Source organism: Micromonospora sp. WMMD956 (assembly GCF_029626125.1).
Lineage (GTDB): Bacteria > Actinomycetota > Actinomycetes > Mycobacteriales > Micromonosporaceae > Micromonospora > Micromonospora carbonacea.
In genome coordinates this window covers 3,521,907-3,538,524 of the sequence record NZ_JARUBI010000005.1, presented here as the reverse complement: position 1 = coordinate 3,538,524, position 16,618 = coordinate 3,521,907, and the positions used below count along the sequence as shown (strand labels likewise).

14 protein-coding genes and 3 riboswitches are annotated in these 16,618 nt (G+C 72.5%); of the genes, 2 read left to right on the top strand and 12 right to left on the bottom strand.

The features are described from left to right. Positions 1 to 21: 21 nt before the first annotated feature. Positions 22 to 161, bottom strand: a riboswitch (cobalamin riboswitch). Positions 162 to 230: 69 nt separating this feature from the next. From O7628_RS16260 to metE, 3 genes are all read right to left on the bottom strand, one after another. Next, complete coding sequence (locus tag O7628_RS16260) at positions 231 to 710, bottom strand: hypothetical protein (protein ID WP_278131627.1); 480 nt, start codon at positions 708 to 710, stop codon at positions 231 to 233. Between the two features lie 51 nt (positions 711 to 761). Beyond that, the gene (locus O7628_RS16255; protein WP_229406610.1) at positions 762 to 1,805 is read right to left on the bottom strand and encodes a peptidase; all 1,044 of its coding nucleotides are present in this window, start codon (positions 1,803 to 1,805) and stop codon (positions 762 to 764) included. Positions 1,806 to 1,903: 98 nt separating this feature from the next. Then, positions 1,904 to 2,038: riboswitch (cobalamin riboswitch) on the bottom strand. 127 nt (positions 2,039 to 2,165) lie between these two features. Beyond that, a complete protein-coding gene (gene metE, locus O7628_RS16250) occupies positions 2,166 to 4,415 on the bottom strand; it encodes a 5-methyltetrahydropteroyltriglutamate--homocysteine S-methyltransferase (RefSeq protein ID WP_278131625.1) in 2,250 nt (749 codons plus the stop codon). 113 nt (positions 4,416 to 4,528) lie between these two features. Then, positions 4,529 to 4,743: riboswitch (cobalamin riboswitch) on the bottom strand. Positions 4,744 to 4,858: 115 nt separating this feature from the next. Here metE and O7628_RS16245 point away from each other — a divergent pair. Next, positions 4,859 to 5,125, top strand: coding sequence for a hypothetical protein (locus O7628_RS16245; RefSeq protein ID WP_178063172.1), 267 nt, complete (start codon positions 4,859 to 4,861; stop codon positions 5,123 to 5,125). Between the two features lie 154 nt (positions 5,126 to 5,279). On the opposite strand, the gene O7628_RS16240 is transcribed toward O7628_RS16245, so the two are convergent. From O7628_RS16240 to O7628_RS16225, 4 genes are all read right to left on the bottom strand, one after another. Then, positions 5,280 to 6,437, bottom strand: coding sequence for an acyl-CoA dehydrogenase family protein (locus tag O7628_RS16240; RefSeq protein WP_278131622.1), 1,158 nt, complete (start codon positions 6,435 to 6,437; stop codon positions 5,280 to 5,282). Continuing rightward, on the bottom strand, positions 6,434 to 7,615 hold the full coding sequence (locus O7628_RS16235; protein WP_229406608.1) for an MFS transporter: 1,182 nt from the start codon (positions 7,613 to 7,615) through the stop codon (positions 6,434 to 6,436). Before O7628_RS16235 ends, O7628_RS16240 begins: the two co-directional genes overlap by 4 nt. Beyond that, positions 7,612 to 8,349: a class I SAM-dependent methyltransferase gene (locus O7628_RS16230; protein WP_043961694.1), complete on the bottom strand. Its 738-nt coding sequence runs from the start codon at positions 8,347 to 8,349 to the stop codon at positions 7,612 to 7,614. The genes O7628_RS16235 and O7628_RS16230 overlap by 4 nt, the downstream gene beginning before the upstream one ends. A 67-nt stretch (positions 8,350 to 8,416) precedes the next feature. Next, positions 8,417 to 9,427 carry an enolase C-terminal domain-like protein gene (locus O7628_RS16225; RefSeq protein WP_052503625.1) on the bottom strand — a complete coding sequence of 337 codons (1,011 nt, stop codon included), beginning with the start codon at positions 9,425 to 9,427 and terminating at the stop codon, positions 8,417 to 8,419. 98 nt (positions 9,428 to 9,525) lie between these two features. Between O7628_RS16225 and O7628_RS16220 the strand changes: the two genes are divergently transcribed. Next, the gene (locus tag O7628_RS16220) at positions 9,526 to 10,263 is read left to right on the top strand and encodes a class I SAM-dependent methyltransferase (RefSeq protein ID WP_043963881.1); all 738 of its coding nucleotides are present in this window, start codon (positions 9,526 to 9,528) and stop codon (positions 10,261 to 10,263) included. On the opposite strand, the gene O7628_RS16215 is transcribed toward O7628_RS16220, so the two are convergent. From O7628_RS16215 to O7628_RS16195, 5 genes are read right to left on the bottom strand one after another with little or no spacing between them, the layout of a single operon-like run. Continuing rightward, positions 10,260 to 11,483, bottom strand: a complete 1,224-nt coding sequence (locus O7628_RS16215) for an ATP-grasp domain-containing protein (protein ID WP_278131616.1) — start codon at positions 11,481 to 11,483, stop codon at positions 10,260 to 10,262. The two genes, O7628_RS16220 and O7628_RS16215, sit on opposite strands and share 4 nt — an antisense overlap. After that, the gene (locus O7628_RS16210; protein ID WP_229406606.1) at positions 11,480 to 12,277 is read right to left on the bottom strand and encodes an ATP-binding cassette domain-containing protein; all 798 of its coding nucleotides are present in this window, start codon (positions 12,275 to 12,277) and stop codon (positions 11,480 to 11,482) included. The genes O7628_RS16215 and O7628_RS16210 overlap by 4 nt, the downstream gene beginning before the upstream one ends. After that, positions 12,271 to 14,127 carry a dipeptide/oligopeptide/nickel ABC transporter permease/ATP-binding protein gene (locus tag O7628_RS16205; RefSeq protein WP_052503624.1) on the bottom strand — a complete coding sequence of 619 codons (1,857 nt, stop codon included), beginning with the start codon at positions 14,125 to 14,127 and terminating at the stop codon, positions 12,271 to 12,273. The genes O7628_RS16210 and O7628_RS16205 overlap by 7 nt, the downstream gene beginning before the upstream one ends. Next, positions 14,124 to 15,089, bottom strand: a complete 966-nt coding sequence (locus tag O7628_RS16200; RefSeq protein WP_052503623.1) for an ABC transporter permease — start codon at positions 15,087 to 15,089, stop codon at positions 14,124 to 14,126. Before O7628_RS16200 ends, O7628_RS16205 begins: the two co-directional genes overlap by 4 nt. Next, complete coding sequence (locus O7628_RS16195) at positions 15,086 to 16,600, bottom strand: ABC transporter substrate-binding protein (protein WP_043961692.1); 1,515 nt, start codon at positions 16,598 to 16,600, stop codon at positions 15,086 to 15,088. The genes O7628_RS16200 and O7628_RS16195 overlap by 4 nt, the downstream gene beginning before the upstream one ends. Positions 16,601 to 16,618: the final 18 nt, after the last annotated feature.

Here is a 16,618-nt window from a genome sequence, read left to right as displayed (position 1 = left end):
TCACCCTGTAGACCTCGACAGTGGAAGCCGCTCGTCCCGGGCGAGGCATTCCGGCTCGCGGGGTCGATGCCTCGCTCACGGTTGCGGGTCAGCGCCGGCTTCAACCGACTTTCCCCCACACGGGACGTATGCAGTTGTGTGCCCGGCGTGAACCGGGTGCCGACACGGTACCGCCCGCACGTCGAGTGACGCCAGAGCGGTGGCCGGCACCCGGCACGTCGGTCGACGGGTCAGGGAGCGGCGATGCTCGGTGGGGCGCCCGCGCCGAAGGACCAGCCCTCGACGCTGCCCGGCGCGGGGTTGTAGCTGGTCGCGCCGGACGTGCTGTAGGACCAGGCGCCGCCGCTCGGCGCGTGCCAGTACGACCAGTACGCGGTGACGGGTGGAGTGTTGACGCACGGCTCGGTCGCGGCGGTGGGCTTGCCGTTGATCCGGCACACGAACGCCAGTCCCCAGCGCGAGGTTCCGGTCACGGTGAAGCCCGCGCCCTGGAGGGCGGCCAGCCCAGTCGCCGGGTCGCCGAGGGCGCAGGCCACCTGGACCCCGCCGCCGAGGGCGGCGAAGTCGACCACCACGGTGACCCCCGACGTGCCGGTACACGCGGCGGCGTGCGCGGCCTGCGGCGCAGGCTCGACGGCGGTCAGCGCGACGGCGGCGACGGCGGCGGCCAACAGTCCGGCAAGCCGCCTACGAATGACGATTCGAAACATGGGTCCTCCCCGAGAGCAGACGAATGAGAATCAGGCGAGCGACGGAACGGCTCACGGGCAGTCGGGGGTCGGTGCGCCGGTCGTCGCGCCGGCGGCGGACAGGTGGGCGTACCCAGCGCCGGTCAGACCGAGGACGGCCTGCGCGGTGGCGCGGGCGGCGGTGGCCGGGTCGAAGGCGCCGCCGTCGAAGTCGACCGCCCCCCGGTCGGCTGACGCGCCGGCGCAGTCGACCTGGAGTCCGGCGAGGAACGTGCGGGCCCGCGCCCAGGCCAGCGGCCGGTGACCATCGCGCAGCGCCTGCGCGGCGAGCCCGGTGCTGTTCGCGTTCGGTGTTCCCCCTACGTTGGCGAACCCGCCGTTCGCGCCCTGCACCGAGAGCAGCCAGCGCAGCCCCGGGGCGGCGTCGGCCCTGCGGCCGGCCGCCCGCAACGCCTGCACCGCGAGCGCGGTGGCGTCCACGTCGGAGGTGCAGACCGGCTGGGCGGGCAGCAGCGGGTAGCCACCGTCGGCGCAGCGGGTGCCGGCCAGCCAGGACGCGGCCGCTGCCGGCACGCCCTGTGCGGTCCGGTCCAGCGCGAGGATCGCGAAGGACTGACTGAAGGCGTTGCTGTAGTCGCCGAACGCCGACCGGTCGGTGAACCGGCCGGTCGGCGACTGGAGCGAGCGCAGGCGGGCGACCAGGTCCACCCCGCCCACATCCGTCGGGTCACCGCCGCGCACCGCGACGGCGAGGGCGAGTTTGGCGGTGGCGCCGACGTACGCCTCGGTCGTGCCGTCGCCCACGTAGGCGTCGCGGACGTCCGGCCGGCTGACCCAGGCCAGCGCCCGCGTGCCGGAGTCGTCGGCGACGCCGGCAGCGGCGAAGGCGAACACCGCGTCGAGGGTGAGCCCCTGGTCCGGGTAGGCGACCCCGTCGTAGACCACCTCGAAGCGTTCCCCGTCGATTAGTTGCCGGGCCAGCCACCCGGCGGCGGCCTCCGCCCGGGTCGGGCCGGCGGGCGCGGGAGCGGCGAGCGCGGGCGTGGTGACTGTGAGGGCGGCGAGCACACCGCAGAACAGCGCGAGCAGGCGGTGCCGGCTCAGGCGAACGACCATCGGAAGCGCCTTTCCGGCCCGGCGGTCGTCAGAACCCGAACGACCACCGTGGCACGGGGTCGACCGGGACTCCGACCCGTGGGCCACGACGGGTGGGGGAGCGAAATCGCGGGCACGTCGGGTATTCGGGCTTGTCATCGGAGCACACCCCGATGGCCTACCGTTGCGGGCCAGCGCCGGACTTCGACCGGACTTCCCCCTACGCGCACGCTGATGAAGTTGTCGCGTCAGTCTGGCCGGGCGGGGCAGCACGTGTCAATGCGTTGCCCGACATCAACACACGGTGACCATCGCGACAGGGTGACACGGTCGCTCGGCCGTGCCGGGCGGGACGGTGTCGGCGTCCCGCCCGGCCTGCGCTCACCTGCCGCGAAGCTCGACGGCGGCGGCGGCGAGGTGCGCCAGAGACGCCTCGACCTCGGGATAGCTGCGGGTCTTCAGGCCGCAGTCGGGGTTGACCCACAGCCGCTCGGCCGGCACCACCGCCAAGGCCCGGCGAAGCGCCTCGACGACCTCGTCACGTGGCGGGACCCGGGGCGAGTGAATGTCCCACACGCCTGGCCCGACTCCGCGGTGGTAGCCGGCCGCGGCTAGGTCGCCGAGGACCTCCATCCTCGAGCGGGACGCCTCGATGCTGGTGACGTCGGCGTCGAGGGCGTCGATGGCGGCGATGATCTCACCGAACTCGGAGTAGCACAGATGGGTGTGGATCTGGATGTCGTCGGCGACACCGCTGGTGGCCAGGCGGAACGCGCCTACCGCCCAGTCCAGGTAGGCATCCTGGTCCGCCGCGCGCAGGGGCAGGGTTTCCCGCAGGGCCGGCTCGTCGACCTGGATCACCCGGATGCCGGCCGCCTGAAGGTCGCGGCACTCGTCACGCAGGGCGAGGGCGATCTGGTCGGCGGTGACGTTGATCGGCTGGTCGTCGCGCACGAACGACCAGGCGAGGATCGTCACCGGTCCGGTGAGCATGCCCTTGACCGGCCGGTCGGTCAGCGATTGCGCGTAGGAGGACCAGGCGACCGTCATGGGAGCCCTGCGGGCCACATCGCCGTAGATGACCGGCGGGCGGACGCAGCGGGAGCCGTACGACTGCACCCAGCCGTGCTCGGTCGTGGCGAAACCGGTCAACTGCTCACCGAAGTATTGGACCATGTCGTTGCGCTCCGGCTCGCCGTGCACGAGTACGTCGAGGCCCAGCCGCTCCTGGAGCCGGATGACATGCTCGACCTCGGCGCGCATCCGCTGGACGTAGCCGGAGTCGTCGAGCCGGCCGGACCGGTGTGCGGCGCGGGCCGCACGCAGCTCGGCGGTCTGCGGGAACGAGCCGATGGTCGTGGTGGGCAGCGGCGGCAGGTGCAACCGGGCCTGCTGGACCGCCGCCCGCCGCCGGTGGTCGCCCCGTTGCCTGTCGCCTGGGCGCAGCGCGGCGAGCCTGCCCCGCACGGTGTCGTCGCGCCACGCTTTCGGGGCGGGTGGTAGCGGTTCAGGCAGCGGCGTCGTGCCGTCGCGCAGGGCGCGGCCGAGCAGGACGACCTCGTCGACCTTCTGCCGGGCGAAGGCCAACCGCCGTCGCAGCTGCGGATCGAGCGTGGTCTCGGCGGCGAGGTCCACCGGCGTGTGCAGCAGGGAGCAGGAGGTGGACACGGCGACGTGGTCGGCGAGCCCGGTGACCGCGGCACCGGTCGTTATCGCCGCCCGAAGGTCGGTGCGCCAGACGTTGCGACCGTCGACGAGCCCGGCGACGATCGTCTTGCCGTGCAGTGGGCCGGCTCCGGCGAGACGTCGCAGGTTGCCGGGCCCGGCAACGAGGTCCAGGCCGAGCGCCTCGACCGGCGTGTCCAGCAGCGCGGGCAGCGCGTCACCGAGTTCCCCGAAGTAGGTGGCGACGAAGATCCTCGGCCGCTGCCGCACGGAGCACAACCGCATGTAGGCATCGTGTAGCGCCTCGATCTCGGCCGTGGTGCGGTCGGCCACGTAGGCGGGTTCGTCCAGCTGAACCCACGTGACACCGGCGGCGGCGAGGGCACGGAGAACGTCGGCGTACACGTCGACGAGTTCGGCCATCCGATCGAATGACTCGACGCCTGGTGTGGAGGTCTTGGCCAGCAGCAGGAACGTGGCGGGCCCGACCAGCACCGGTCGGCTCTCGATACCCAGTGCGCGGGCTTCTCCGTACTCACGCAACGCCTTGTCGGGGTTCGCGGCGAAGACGGTGTCGGGTCCGATCTCCGGGACCAGGTAGTGATAGTTCGTGTCGAACCACTTCGTCAGTTCCAGCGCCGGTTCGGCGTCGACGCCGCGGGCCATGGCGAAGTAGGTGTCGAGCCCTGACAGGCCGAGTCGGGCGAAGCGTCGTGGGACCGCGCCGACGGCCACCGCCGTGTCGAGGACGTGATCGTAGTAGGAGAACGTGTTCGACGGGATCGCGTCCAGGCGGGCGTCGCGCAGCGTCCGCCAGACCCCGGCGCGCAGCGCGACCGAGGTGCTCTCCAACTCCGCGGCGTCGATGCGGCCCGCCCAGTAGGCCTCCACGGCCTTCTTCAGTTCACGGTTACCACCGATACGTGGATAACCGAGCACGGTGCTCTGACCGAATGTGGTGCTCATGGGTCCTTCCCTCGAAGCGTCCGAGGACTCACGCGAGGGCGGGAGGGAAGAGGCGCAGGGGCGCACCGGCTTCCGCCCCGGCCTTCCCGAGAGACCGTCAGCGGCGCACGCCGGCCGGCGTACGCGGTGCGGGCAGGTCTTCGGACTCGTGGGCATGACCTGTCCGGTCGCCTAATGGCCGTCGCTTCCCAGACCTCGCGGTCCAGTGCTTGATGACGGCGGTCGTTCCCACTCACCGCTGCGGGGCAGTCCCGGTCTCGCACCGGGTTCCCTCTTACGACGCCGCGACGCTTGAGCGTCACAGCGAACCAGCACTGCTGTCTATCCTAGGTGTCCAGAAGCGATCGGCGTTGGCGCGTCCCCCTTCGAGACACAGAGACATCGCGGCAGCAGCCTCGAGCTGTCCGACGGGAAGGTGACGAATGGGCAGTAGGATCGACAGGGTGGCCGTGCTCGTGGACGGCAGCGAATGGGTGGCGATTCGCCCGGAGGACTTCGAACGCCTCGACGCCTGCCGACGGCAGGTAGGCGCGACGGCTGCCCGCGCCACCCGGCTGGAGCACGAGGTGCGTCAGGCCCGGGCCCGGCTGGCGCGGATCGAGGCGATCGTCGCCGAAGGCGACTCCACCGACAGCATGTGTGAGCGTCTCACCCGGGTACTGGCCGGCTCGGATACGGCCCGGCCAGCTGTCAGGGGTCGAGAGGCGTGACGGAGTCACCCCTCAGCCGCTCGCGGTCGTGGTCGACTCCCCTGCCTTGAGTGCCCACGCGGACCACACCGGTGACCGGATCTGAACGACCCGCGTCGACAGGCTCCTCACCGCGGTCTTCTCTGTCGGACCACCGCCGGATGCCGGGGGTCGGTCAGCTGTGTGCCGTCATGCGTGGATACCGCCCGGTGAGAAGGTGGTCGCCGAGTTCCCGGGCCTTGTATGCGACAGGATCGTGCAGGGTGAGCGTGCGGGCGTCGCGCCAGAACCGGTCGAGGCCGGTGGCGCGGGCGGTCGCGCGCGCGCCGGTGAACTCGAAGATCCTGCTCGTCGCCTCCGTGGCCAGTCGGCTGGACGCGACCTTCGCGGCGGAGACGGTCAGTGCCGTCCGGCCGCGTTCGGTCGGGGTCAGGGCGGGGCCGCGGGCGTCGGCCTCGGTGAGGGCGCGGGTCGCGTGGTCGGCCAGGAGGTGCGCCGCGTCCAGGGCTGCGGTGAGCTCCCCGTAGCCCGTCAGCACGTGGGGATCGTCGACGGCTTGCCCGAGTCCGCTCGCGGGCCAGGGGCGCGAACGCTCGCGGGTGTATCTGGCGGCCTCGTTGATCGCGCCGGCAGTGATGCCGACGAGGACCTGCGTGAGGACTGCCTGGAAGGCCAGCGACACCAGGGACAGGCGTAGGTGGCGGGGGCTGGACTCGTCTTCGTCGGCCGGGAAGGTGCCCAGCACGTCGCCCTGGCTGACCCGGACGTCGTCGAAGGCGACGCTTCCACTCGCCGTCAGGCGTTGGCCCAGATTGTCCCAGTCCGGAGGGTGCGAGACTCCACTGCAGCTGCCGTGCATGACGACGACGAGACGTGCCGTGTGATCGTCGCGGATCGCGCTGACGAGCAGGCGGTCGGCGACGGCGCAGCCGGTGGCGAACGCGCCGCGGCCCGAGACGCGGAGTCCGTCGCTGGTCGTGGTGGCCGTGATGGTGTCGCGTGGGTTGCTGACCGCGGCTACGAACACCCGGCCGGTGGCGGCCTCCTGGCGTAGCGAGGTCGCCAGCTCGGCGTTGTCGTAGAGCGTGGCCCGCCACAGGTGCAGGTAGTGGTAACCGAGGAGGTGACCGATCGACGGGTCGGTGGCCGCCACGATCCGGGTCACGGCGTGTGTGGTGGGGTGGTCGTCGGGGTCGAGGGCGAGCAGGCCGCTGTCACGCAGCAGTTCGATCTCGGCGTGCGGGGGTTGGTTGGCGTGGTCCCGCTCGACGGCGTCCGCGCGGAGCCGCTCGGCGACGGTGTGGGCGGTGGTGATCGCTTCTGCCGGGTTCATGACACCCCTGTCGGTTCGGGTGTGGGGCGGCGGAGCATCCGGTCCGCGAGGATCACGACCGGTGGCAGCAGCAGGCACTGGGCGGCGATGGCCAGCCAGAAGCCGGCGAGGTTCCCGGCGGACTCGAACAGCTGGTAGAGGCCCCCGCCCGCGACGCCGCTGAGGAACGCGCCGGCGCCTTCGGCGAGCCGCTGCTGGCCGAAGACGACCGTGGGGGATCTGTCGGTGCGGGCGAGCGCTTCGAGGGTGTTCTTGAGGAAGATCACAGAGTTGCCCGCGCCGATGGCGAGGACGCCGGCGGCGACCGCGATCTCGTTGCCTCCGGTGAAGGCGAGCATGCCGACGGCCAGGCCGCCGAAGCCGAGGGCCATCGCGTGCGGGTACCGCATCCGCTCGACCCGCTGGGAGATCAGCGGCTGGATCACGGCCAGGAGCAGCGAGTACGCCATCATGGCCGACCCGTAGAACACGGCCGGCACCCGGCCCTCGGCGTACGACGACAGATACTGGTAGAAGTGCATGTGCAGGTAGAGGGTCAGGGCGGTCACGGCGAACGGCAGCACCGCGATCCCGTGCAGGGCGCGGCGCAGCGGCTCGACCACCTCGTGGTCGGCTCGTCGTTCCCGGGGCAGGAATGCGTGCCCGATCGTCATCGCCAGGTGCAGCACGGTGGCGACGGCGAACATCACGGTCGGGTCGTGGATGAACAGCGCGCCCGCCACCGGCCCGAGCGCGATGCCGACGTTGCCCGTGGCGTAGCTCGCGGAGACCAGCCGTGGCCGCTCGTCCGGGGTCGCGCCGAGCACCGTGTAGCCCCGCACGCTGGGCGAGTAGACCGCCGAGGCCGCCGAGCGCAGGAACAGCGCGGCGATCGTCAGCGCCGGCCAGGCGCCGCCGGCGAGGAAGCCCAGCGAGCCGAGCGTCTGCAGCACCATCGCGGCGAGCAGGCACCGTTGGAGGCCGAGCCGCTCGGCGAGGGCCGCGCCCGGCAGCCCGCCGGCGAACTGCACGAACGTGGCTAGCCCGAGGATGACACCCACCTGGTCCATGCCCAGGTTCATCCGGTCGCGGAGCAGGACCGCCAGGTACGGGTACACCGAGAAGTTGATCAGGTTGACGAGGAAGCCGCTGCCGAGCAGCGCGAGTTGCACCCGGGTGAACCGGCGGATGCCGGTCACGCCTTGGTTCCCCGGACGATCAGCCGGGTGGCCCCGCCGTCGTACGGCCCGCCATCGAAGTCGCCGAAGCACTCGACCTTTTCGAACCCGGCCTGCGCGACCATGTCCGTCAGCTCCGCGGCGCTGTAGACCCAGCAGGTGAGCGAGGTGTGCTCGGCGCGGTCGCCGCGGACCAGCGTCCAGTCGGTGCGGTACCGGGTCCAGTCGTCGAGGATCGTGTCGCGCATGACCACCATGCCGCCGGGCACGTCGACGATCTTCGGGGGCCCCACCCAGGAGGCGTAGACCTCCTTGCTCAACAGGTCGACGATCAGCGTTCCCCCGGGCACCAGGCAGCGGTACGCGTTGCGCAGGACTTGGAGGTTGTCGTCGTGCTCGTCGAAGTACCCGAAGGACGTGTACATGTTCACCACGACGTCGAACGCGTCCGGCGACACGTACTCGCGTACGTCCGCGCGGACGAACGACGCCCCGGGCCCGGTCCCGGCCGCCTCGGCTTCGGCCCGGTCGAGCAGCTCGCGGTGGAGGTCCACGCCGGTCACCCGGTGGCCCTGACGCGCCAGCGGCACCGCGAAGAAGCCGACGCCACAGCCCTGATCGAGCACGCGGCTTTCCGGCGGGAACGCCAACAGCGGCGAGGTGGTCACCAGGTCGGCGGCGTGCCGGGCCCGCTCGGCGGAGAAGAGCACGTCCGAGAAGCCGGACCACAGGGACAGATCCTCGTACCAGCTCACCGTGGCCTCCCATCGCGCGGCGCCCCGCGTCCTGTCGACATGTCGTATCGATGACCGGGAAAGTTCCTCACGACGGCACGACGCCCAGTCCGGGTGCGTCGCCCAGGACGATCCGACCGTTCTCCAGACCGAGGCCCCGGAAGGGTGGCTCCCGCAGGTACAGGTGGCCGTCTAGGTCGATGTGGTCGGCCAGCGGTGCGAGCTGCGCGGCCTGGCTGATGGCCAGCTCCGACTCGCACATGCAGCTGATCATGGTGCCGAGCCCGGCCCGCCGGCCGGCCTGCATCACCCGCCGGGCGCCGCGGATCCCGCCGGCCTTGCACAGCTTCACGACGAAACCGTCGGCGTACGACCGGGCGGCATGGACGCTCGCCTCGTCGGTGCATCCCTCGTCGAGGAAGACCGGCAGCCGGTCGGGCACCTCCCGGTAGCGGTGGTAGTCGTCGATCGCGGTCACCGGGAACGGCTGCTCGATCAACTGGATGCCGAGCCGCCGCAGGTGGGGGGTGAGCGCGCGGGCGGTGTCGAGGTCCCACGCCTCGTTGGCGTCGATGCGGACCGGCAGCGGGGTGACCGCCCGGATAGCTTCGAGGGCTGCGATGTCGCCGGGGCCGCCGACCTTCACCTTGAAGGCGCCCACCGCCGGAGCGTTGCGGACCGCGTTCGCCGCCTCCTCGGGTCCCGCCATGGAGATCGTGTAGACGGTCGGTCCGAGCGTTCGGGCCGCGCCGGACAGCTTCCAGGTCGGCTGCCCGGCGGCTTTGCCGATCCAGTCGTGCACGGCGCCGTCGAGTGCCATCCGGGCACCTGCGGGCGCGTCCCACCGACCGATCCGGTCGAGGACGTCCTCCGGGTCCCGCAGGTCCCGTCCGAGCACCGCCGCCGCGTCGGCGTCGATGGCCGCTACGACGTCGTCGGCGGTGACGCCGTCGTAGCCGGCCGGTGTGCCTTCGCCGAAGGCGGTGATCCCGTCGTGCGTCAGGGTGACCATGCAGGTCCCGACGGAGTCGATCTCGCCCCGGGAGCTGCGCACCACCTCGATGAGCCGCAGTGTCTCGCGGCGGACGGACAGTTCCATGGGCGAGTCCTCCCGATTGTGCGGCTTGCCGGAACCAGAGCAGGCCCGGCGACGACTATCAGACGCGGCGGACATCAACGGTGGCGGATGGAGTGGTGATGGAGTGGTTCGAGGACGAGACGTTGTGGACCGGGTTCGGGGAGGTGATGTTCTCCGCCGAGCGTGCCGCCGAGGCCGAGGCGCGGGTGTCGATGTCTCCGCTGCTGCGCGTGCCGGCCGGGGCCGCCGTGCTGGATCTGGGGTGCGGGCCGGGGACGTACACGATTCCGCTGGCCCGCCGGGGCGCGGCGGTCACCGGCGTGGACCTCAGCGCGGCGCTGCTCGACCGGGCCGTGACGGCCGCGTCCGCCGCGGGTGTCGGCATCCGGCTCGTCCGGGCCGACATGCGTGAGTTCGTCGAGCCGGACCGGTACGACCTCGCGATCAGCATGTACACGTCGTTCGGGTTGTTCGCCGACCACGACCAGAACATGCGGGTGCTGCGCAACGTCCTGGCCAGCCTCAAGCCCGGCGGTCGGGCGCTCATCGACCTGTACGGCAAGGAGATCGCGGCCCGCGACGGCCTCGCCCCGAAGATCGTCGACGTCGATGGTGGCACGCTCGTCGTGCGCGGCACGGTCCTCGCCGGCTGGACCCGGTTCCGGGACGACTTCCTCCTGGTCCGGGACGGTCAGGCGCGCACGGCCGTCGTCGAGCACGCGCTCTACAGCGCCGCCGAGCTCAAGGGGATGCTCCGCGAGGCGGGCTTCACCGACGTCGACTGCTTCGGCGGCTTCGACGGGGAGCCGTTCGACAACCACGCCCGGCGGCTGATCGTCCGCGGCCGACGCGGCTAGCACGACTGGCGGGTGCGGACGTGGACCGCGCCCGCCGCGGCGACGGCACGGTGGGTGGCGATCTCCGCCGTCGGTCCTTCGGCGAGCACGATGCCGGCGTAGCCACGCCCGTCGGCGACGTGCGCGATGCGGGTGCCGATGGCCTTGGTCGGATACCAGCGCGGCCGACCCGGATAGCGGTGCAGGTCATCGATCCCCTGCACGGCGACGAGCTCACCGGCCCGCTGCGGGTAGGCCAGGACGAACGCCACCGCCGGACCGCCGGGCAGGGCCGCGTCGAGCAGGCGGGGGCGACGGCCGAGCGCGAGGTCGACGAGGCCGGCGTAGACGTTGACCCCGAGCGCGCGGCACATCGCCTCGCCGACCAGCGCGCCGCCGATGCGGGGGTTCACCTCGATCAGCTGCGGACCGTCGGTGGTCATGGCGATCTCGATGTGCGCGAACCGGTCGGTGTAGCCGAGGGCCGCCAGCACCGCGCCGGCCCACGCCTCGATCTCGCGGAGCTCGTCGGGTGGCAGCGCCACGGGGAACGCCGTCACGTCCTCCCGGAACCACGGCTGGGCCGACATGAGCCGGCTCGACAGTCCCAGCAGCCTGGTCTGCCCGGCCCAGGTCACGGTCTCGGCGCTGTAGACGGGCCCGGGTAGGAACGGCTCGGCGAACAGGCTCCCGAACAGCGCCGCGTCCGTGGCCTCGCCGCGGAGGCGGGCGAGGTCGTCGGCGTCGCGGACGAGCCACACGTTCGCGCTGCTGGTGCCGGCGGTGTCCTTGACCACGGCGGGCAGCCCGACCGCCGACGCGAGCCGGTCGAGGCTCACCGTGGCCGCGTCGTCCACCGGGAAGGGCACGACCCGGCTCAGGTTCCTGCGGTGCAGCAGGTCGCGGACGCGGGCCTTGTCGCGGACCAGCCGGATCGTCGCCGGGTCGATGCCGGGCAGGCCGAGCTCGGCGGCGAGTTCGGCGCCGGTCACTCCCCAGGTGTCCGTCGAGCTGATCAGCCCCCGCAGGTCGCCGATCGCGCGCAGGGCCTTGCCGACCGCCTGGCGGTCGTGCGTGTCGACCGGGATGACGTCGATGGTGCCGGGCGGCAGCGTGGCCAGCTCGTGGAGGTAGAGCGGCTCGACGCCGGTCAGCAGCGCCAGCCGCTCACCGCAGGAGTGGGCGGCCCTGGCGAGGTGGGCGAGGCCGAAGGAGAGCATCTCGATGCACGCGATGGTCACGATGGATAGGTCGGGCGGGTGGGGCGAAGGGTTCCCATGGATCGACATCCATCGTTGATGCCGAGGGCGAGCAGGGTCTGCGTGTAGGGGTGGGCGGGCTGGTCGGTGACCTGGTCGGTCGGGCCATGCTCGACGATCCGACCGCCCCTCATGACCGCGATCCGGTCGGCGAGCTGCGCGACGACCGCGAGGTCGTGGGTGATGAACAGGCAACCGAACTCAAGCTGGTCCCGCAGGTCGCAGAGCAGGTTGAGAACCTTCGCCTGCACCGACACGTCGAGCGCGGTGACCGGCTCGTCGCAGATCAGCAGCCGCGGTCGCAACGCCAACGCGCGGGCGATCGCCACCCGCTGCTGCTGCCCTCCGGAGAGTCGCGCGGGGCGGCGGTCGCCCAGCGCGGGGTCGAGCCCGACGAGGTCCAGCAGCTCGTCAACCCGCGCGGACCGGGACCGGGTGTCACCGATCCGGTGGATCTGCAGCGGCTCGGCGATCGCCTGCCGGATCGTGTGCCGCGGGCTGAGCGTCAGGAAGGGATCCTGGAACACCATCTGGATCTGACGACGGTGTGCCCGCAACGCCCGGCCCCGCAACGCGTGCACGTCGACGCCCGCGAGGTGCACCGTCCCAGTGCGGGGGCGGTGCAGGCCGGTGACGACCCGCGCCAGTGTCGTCTTGCCGCAGCCGGACTCGCCGACCAGCCCGACGATCTCACCGGCCGCCACCCGCAACGTGACGTCCTCGACGACCGTCCGGGTGGCACCGTAGCCGGCGGTCACCCGATCGACTGCTAGCACGAGTCCTCCCTGGTCGGCGGGTGCAGGCACGCCGACCGGTGCGCGGTCGCCGGAAGCAGCGGTTGCAGGGCCGGGGGCTCGTGCTCGCAGCTGTCCTGGCGTGATGAGCACCGGGGCGCGAAGCCGCAGCCGGCGAGGTCGTCCGGGCCGCCTCCGGCGAGGCCCGGCATGGTGCGGAACCGGGTGCCCGGCGCCGTCCTGGGACGCGGCACGGCGTCCAGCAGCCCGCGCGTGTAGGGATGGTCCGGCTTGTCGATCACGTTGGCGGCCGGGCCCGATTCCACGATCCGGCCGCCGTACACGACGGCCACGGTGTCGGCGACCCGCGACACCACCACCAGGTCGTGACTGACGATGATCATCGCCATGCCCAGCTCGTCGCGCAGCCGCGCCAGCAGGTCGAGCAGCTGCGCCTGCACCGTCGCGTCGAGGGCGGACGTCGGCTCGTCGGCGACCAGCAGCTCCGGCTCACCGGCGAGCGCGATGGCGATCTGCGCCCGCTGACGCATGCCGCCGGACAGCTGGTGCGGGAACTGACGGGCGACCGCCACCGGATCCGGCAGGCCGGCCAGCCGCAGCAGCTCCCCGCTGACCCGGCGGGTCGCGGCCCGCCGTCCGCCCCGGCCGGCGTTGCGGACGGCCTCGTCGACGTGCGCACCGATGGTCCGCAACGGGTTGAGGAACGCGCCGCTGTCCTGGAAGACCACGCCGACCCTGCGGCCGTTGATCCGGCGCCGCTCGCCCGGGGGGAGACCGATCAGCTCGTGGGTACCCAGCAGTGCGGAGCCGGTCACCGTCGCGCTCGGGTCGAGCAGCCCGAACGGCGCGAGCGCGGCCGTGGTCTTGCCGCTGCCGGTCTCGCCGACGAACGCGAGCACCTGCCCGCGCCGCACCTCGTAGGACATGCCGGCGACGATGCGCCGGGAAGCGCTGCCGTCGGGGTACGTGACGGACAGGTCCCGCACCCGCAGCACGGTGCCCGGATCGGGGGACGCGGCCGACCGGGTGGCGCGGCGGATCCGTCCCGGGCGGACCAGACGGATGATCGACGGTCGTTCCGCACCGGCCGCGAGCCGTTCGCCGAGCAGGTTGCTGGCGAACACCACGGCCGTGATCGCGACACCGGGCGGGTAGGCCAGCCACCACGCGGAGGCCAGGAACGGCCGCCCCTCGATGAGCATCTGGCCCCACTCCGCGTACGGCGGGGCGACCCCGAGGCCGAGAAAGCTCAGCGTGGCGACGGCGAGCACGACGGTGCCGACGTCCGTACTGGCGTAGACCAGGCAGGGCCCCAGCGCCAACGGCAGCAGGTGCCGGCCGATGATCCGGCCGTGACCGGCGCCGAGCAGGCGCAGGGCGTCCAGGTGCGGGCTGCCGCGCATGCCGGCGACGCGAGCCCGCGCGATCCGGGCGTACGGCGCCCACGACCACAGCGCGAGCGCGAGGATCAGGTTGTCCACGCCCGGGCCGCGCACCCCGATCACCGCGAGCGCCACCAGCATCCCCGGCAGTGACACGACCACGTCGATCACCCGGGAGACCACGCGGTCGACCCAACCGCCCGCGTAGCCGGCCACGGTGCCGACGACCGCACCGGCGGTCAGGGAGATAGCCAGCACCGCCGCCGTGATCGCCAGGGAGATCTGCGCGCCGTAGAGCAGCCGGCTGAGCTGGTCGCGGCCGAGCTGGTCGGTGCCGAGAAGGTGCTCGGCAGACGGCGACGCCAGACCGGCCGCGAGGTCGTTGGCGGTGGGGTCCGCCGGGGCGATCAGCGGCGCCAGCAGTCCCGCCACCGCGAACACGACCAGCGGCACCGCGACCAGCGTCGTCCGCACCCTGCCGCGGTTCACGACGAGCTCCGGCGGGCGCGCGGGTCGATGAGGCCGTGCAGGACGTCGGCGCACCGGTTGGCCAGGATGAACCCCCCGCCCATGACGAGCACGGCGGCCTGCAGCGCCGGTACGTCCCGCGCCCCGGCCGCCTGCACGAAGTAGGCCCCGAGGCCGGGCCAGCCGAAGATCTTCTCCACCACGACGGTGGCCACCAGGAGGCTGCCGATGCCGAACCCCGCCACCGACAGGATCGGCCCCGCCGCGTTGGGCAGGCCGTCCCGGAGCACGATCGACAGCGGGCTGCTCCCCCGCGCCTGCGCCGCGCGCACGTACGGCCGGTCCAACGCCTCGCGCAGCGTGACCGCGACGACCCGGCTGAGCACTCCGGCCGCCGGCAGGCCGAGCACCGCCATCGGCATGATCCACGTCCGCGGGCCCGCCATCCCCGACGTCGGCACCAGGTGCAGACGCAGCGCCAGGAACAACACCAACAGGTAGCTCAGCCAGAACGCCGGCACCGACGTGACCAACAGCGCGCCGACCCGCAGGCCACCGCGCAGCGCGCCACGCCCCAGCACCGCCCCGGCGACGCCGACCGCCACCCCGACCACGAGCGCCACCGTCGCGGAGCCGGCGACCAGCCCGAACGTGACCCCCAGCCGGTCGGCGACCTCGGGTCCCACGGGCGTGTTCGTCCTCAGCGACAGCCCGAAGTCGCCGGTGCTGGCATGGGCGAGCCACCTCAGGTACCGCACCGGGGCGGGATCGTCGAGGCCGAGCTCGACGCGGACCGCCTCGATCTGCTCGGGCGTGGCCGGTCGTCCGGCCCGGGTCGCCGCGAGCACCGCCGCCGGGTCGCCACGGGCGAGCAGCACCAGGGCGAACGTGCCGACCGACATGGCCAGCAGCACCCCGACGGTGTCGGCGGCCCAGCGTGTGACGTATCCACCGGCGGCGACCAGGCGATCGGGGACCCTCACTCGACGGTGACTCCGGTCAGCTCCAGGTCGACGTCGGTGGGCGGCACCGCGAAGCCCTTGACGGCGTCCCGGGCGGCCCACAGGCGCGGCCGGTAGACCAGCGGCACGAAGCCCGCGTCGGCGGCCACCGCATCGTAGAGCGCCTGGTATGCCGCGCTGCGGGTGGCCGGGGCGGTGGCGTAGAGCGCCTTGTCGACCAGGTCCTCGGTGGCCGGGGTCGCCCACAGCGGGGCCCGGGCACCGGAGGTGAACAGCGAGACGATCGACCCGGACGGGTCGTACGGCGCGCCGAGCCCCTCGAAGAACGTGATGTCGTACGCGCCCTCGGCCCGCTCGTCGTAGTAGGTGGCGGAGTCGACCGGGGCGATCTCGACCGTGATACCGACCTCATTGAGGGACGCGGCGATCGCGGCGGCCATGGCGCGCGGGTCGAGCTGCCCCTCGGCCGGGGCGGCGGGGATGAGCATCTTGAGAGAGAGCTTCTTGCCGTCCTTGACGCGGGCGTCGCCGCTGGGCGTGTAGCCGGCCGCGTCGAGCGTGCGGCGGGCGGCGTCCTGGTCGACGACGACCGGCAGGTCGGTGCCGGAGTCGGGGACGCCCGGCGGGAACACCCGCCGGGCCGGCTCGCCGTAGCCCAGCAGCAGCGCCTTCGCCAGGGCGGCGGTGTCGACCGCCTGCCGGACCGCCTCGCGGACGGCACGGTCACCGGCCGGGCCCTTCGCGTTGAACCCGAGGATGATCGAAACGTCCGGCGCGCCGGTGAGCAGTGCGACGTCGGCGCGGTCGGCCAGCGACCGGGCCTCCACCGGCGTGATCGGGGCCAGGTACGAGCCGCCGATGAGATCGAGCTCGCCGTTGCCGAGCGCGTCGATGCGGGCCTGCGAGTCGGGGATGACCTTGAACTCGAGCTTCTCCAGCTTCGGCTTCGCCCCCCAGTAGGCGTCGTTGCGGGCCAGTGTGACACCGGTGGCTGACTGAGATTCCACCTTCCAGGGCCCGGTGCCGACCGGGTTGTGGAACTCGCCGCTCGCGGTCGCGGACTTCGGGCTGAGCAGCCGCACCGGCCGCACGATCGACATCTCCTGCAGCAGCGGCTCGTACGGCTCGGACAGCGTCAGCCGCACGGTGTCCGCGTCCGGGGTGTCCACGGCCGAGATGATCTGCGAGGCGCGGAAGAACGTGAACTTCTTGTTGCCGATCCACCGGTCGAAGTTCCACTTCACGGCGGCGGAGTCCAGTGGCGTCCCGTCGCTGAAGGCGACCCCGTCGCGCAGGTCGAACGTGACCTGCTTGCCGCCCTCGGCGACGGTCCACGACTGCGCGAGCCCCGGCTCCAGCTTGCCGCCCTCCGCGTAGGTGACCAGCGGCTCGTAGATCGCGTCGAGCAGCAGGAAGTTGCCGGTAAACGCGTGCGGATCCAGCGCGCCGGACTCCCCGCTCAGGCCGATGCGCAGCACCGTGGAGCTGGCGTCGTCGGCACCGGCGTCGACGGTGCACGCACTGACCAACATGATCGACGCTACGAGGGG

Excerpts from the sequence above, each read along its gene's own strand:
- O7628_RS16260 (WP_278131627.1), bottom strand. The coding sequence starts at position 710 with ATGTTTCGAATCGTCATTCGTAGGCGGCTTGCCGGACTGTTGGCCGCC.
- O7628_RS16255 (WP_229406610.1), bottom strand. The coding sequence starts at position 1,805 with ATGGTCGTTCGCCTGAGCCGGCACCGCCTGCTCGCGCTGTTCTGCGGT.
- metE (WP_278131625.1), bottom strand. The coding sequence starts at position 4,415 with ATGAGCACCACATTCGGTCAGAGCACCGTGCTCGGTTATCCACGTATC.
- O7628_RS16240 (WP_278131622.1), bottom strand. The coding sequence starts at position 6,437 with ATGAACCCGGCAGAAGCGATCACCACCGCCCACACCGTCGCCGAGCGG.
- O7628_RS16225 (WP_052503625.1), bottom strand. The coding sequence starts at position 9,427 with ATGGAACTGTCCGTCCGCCGCGAGACACTGCGGCTCATCGAGGTGGTG.
- O7628_RS16220 (WP_043963881.1), top strand. The coding sequence starts at position 9,526 with ATGGAGTGGTTCGAGGACGAGACGTTGTGGACCGGGTTCGGGGAGGTG.
- O7628_RS16195 (WP_043961692.1), bottom strand. The coding sequence starts at position 16,600 with ATGTTGGTCAGTGCGTGCACCGTCGACGCCGGTGCCGACGACGCCAGC.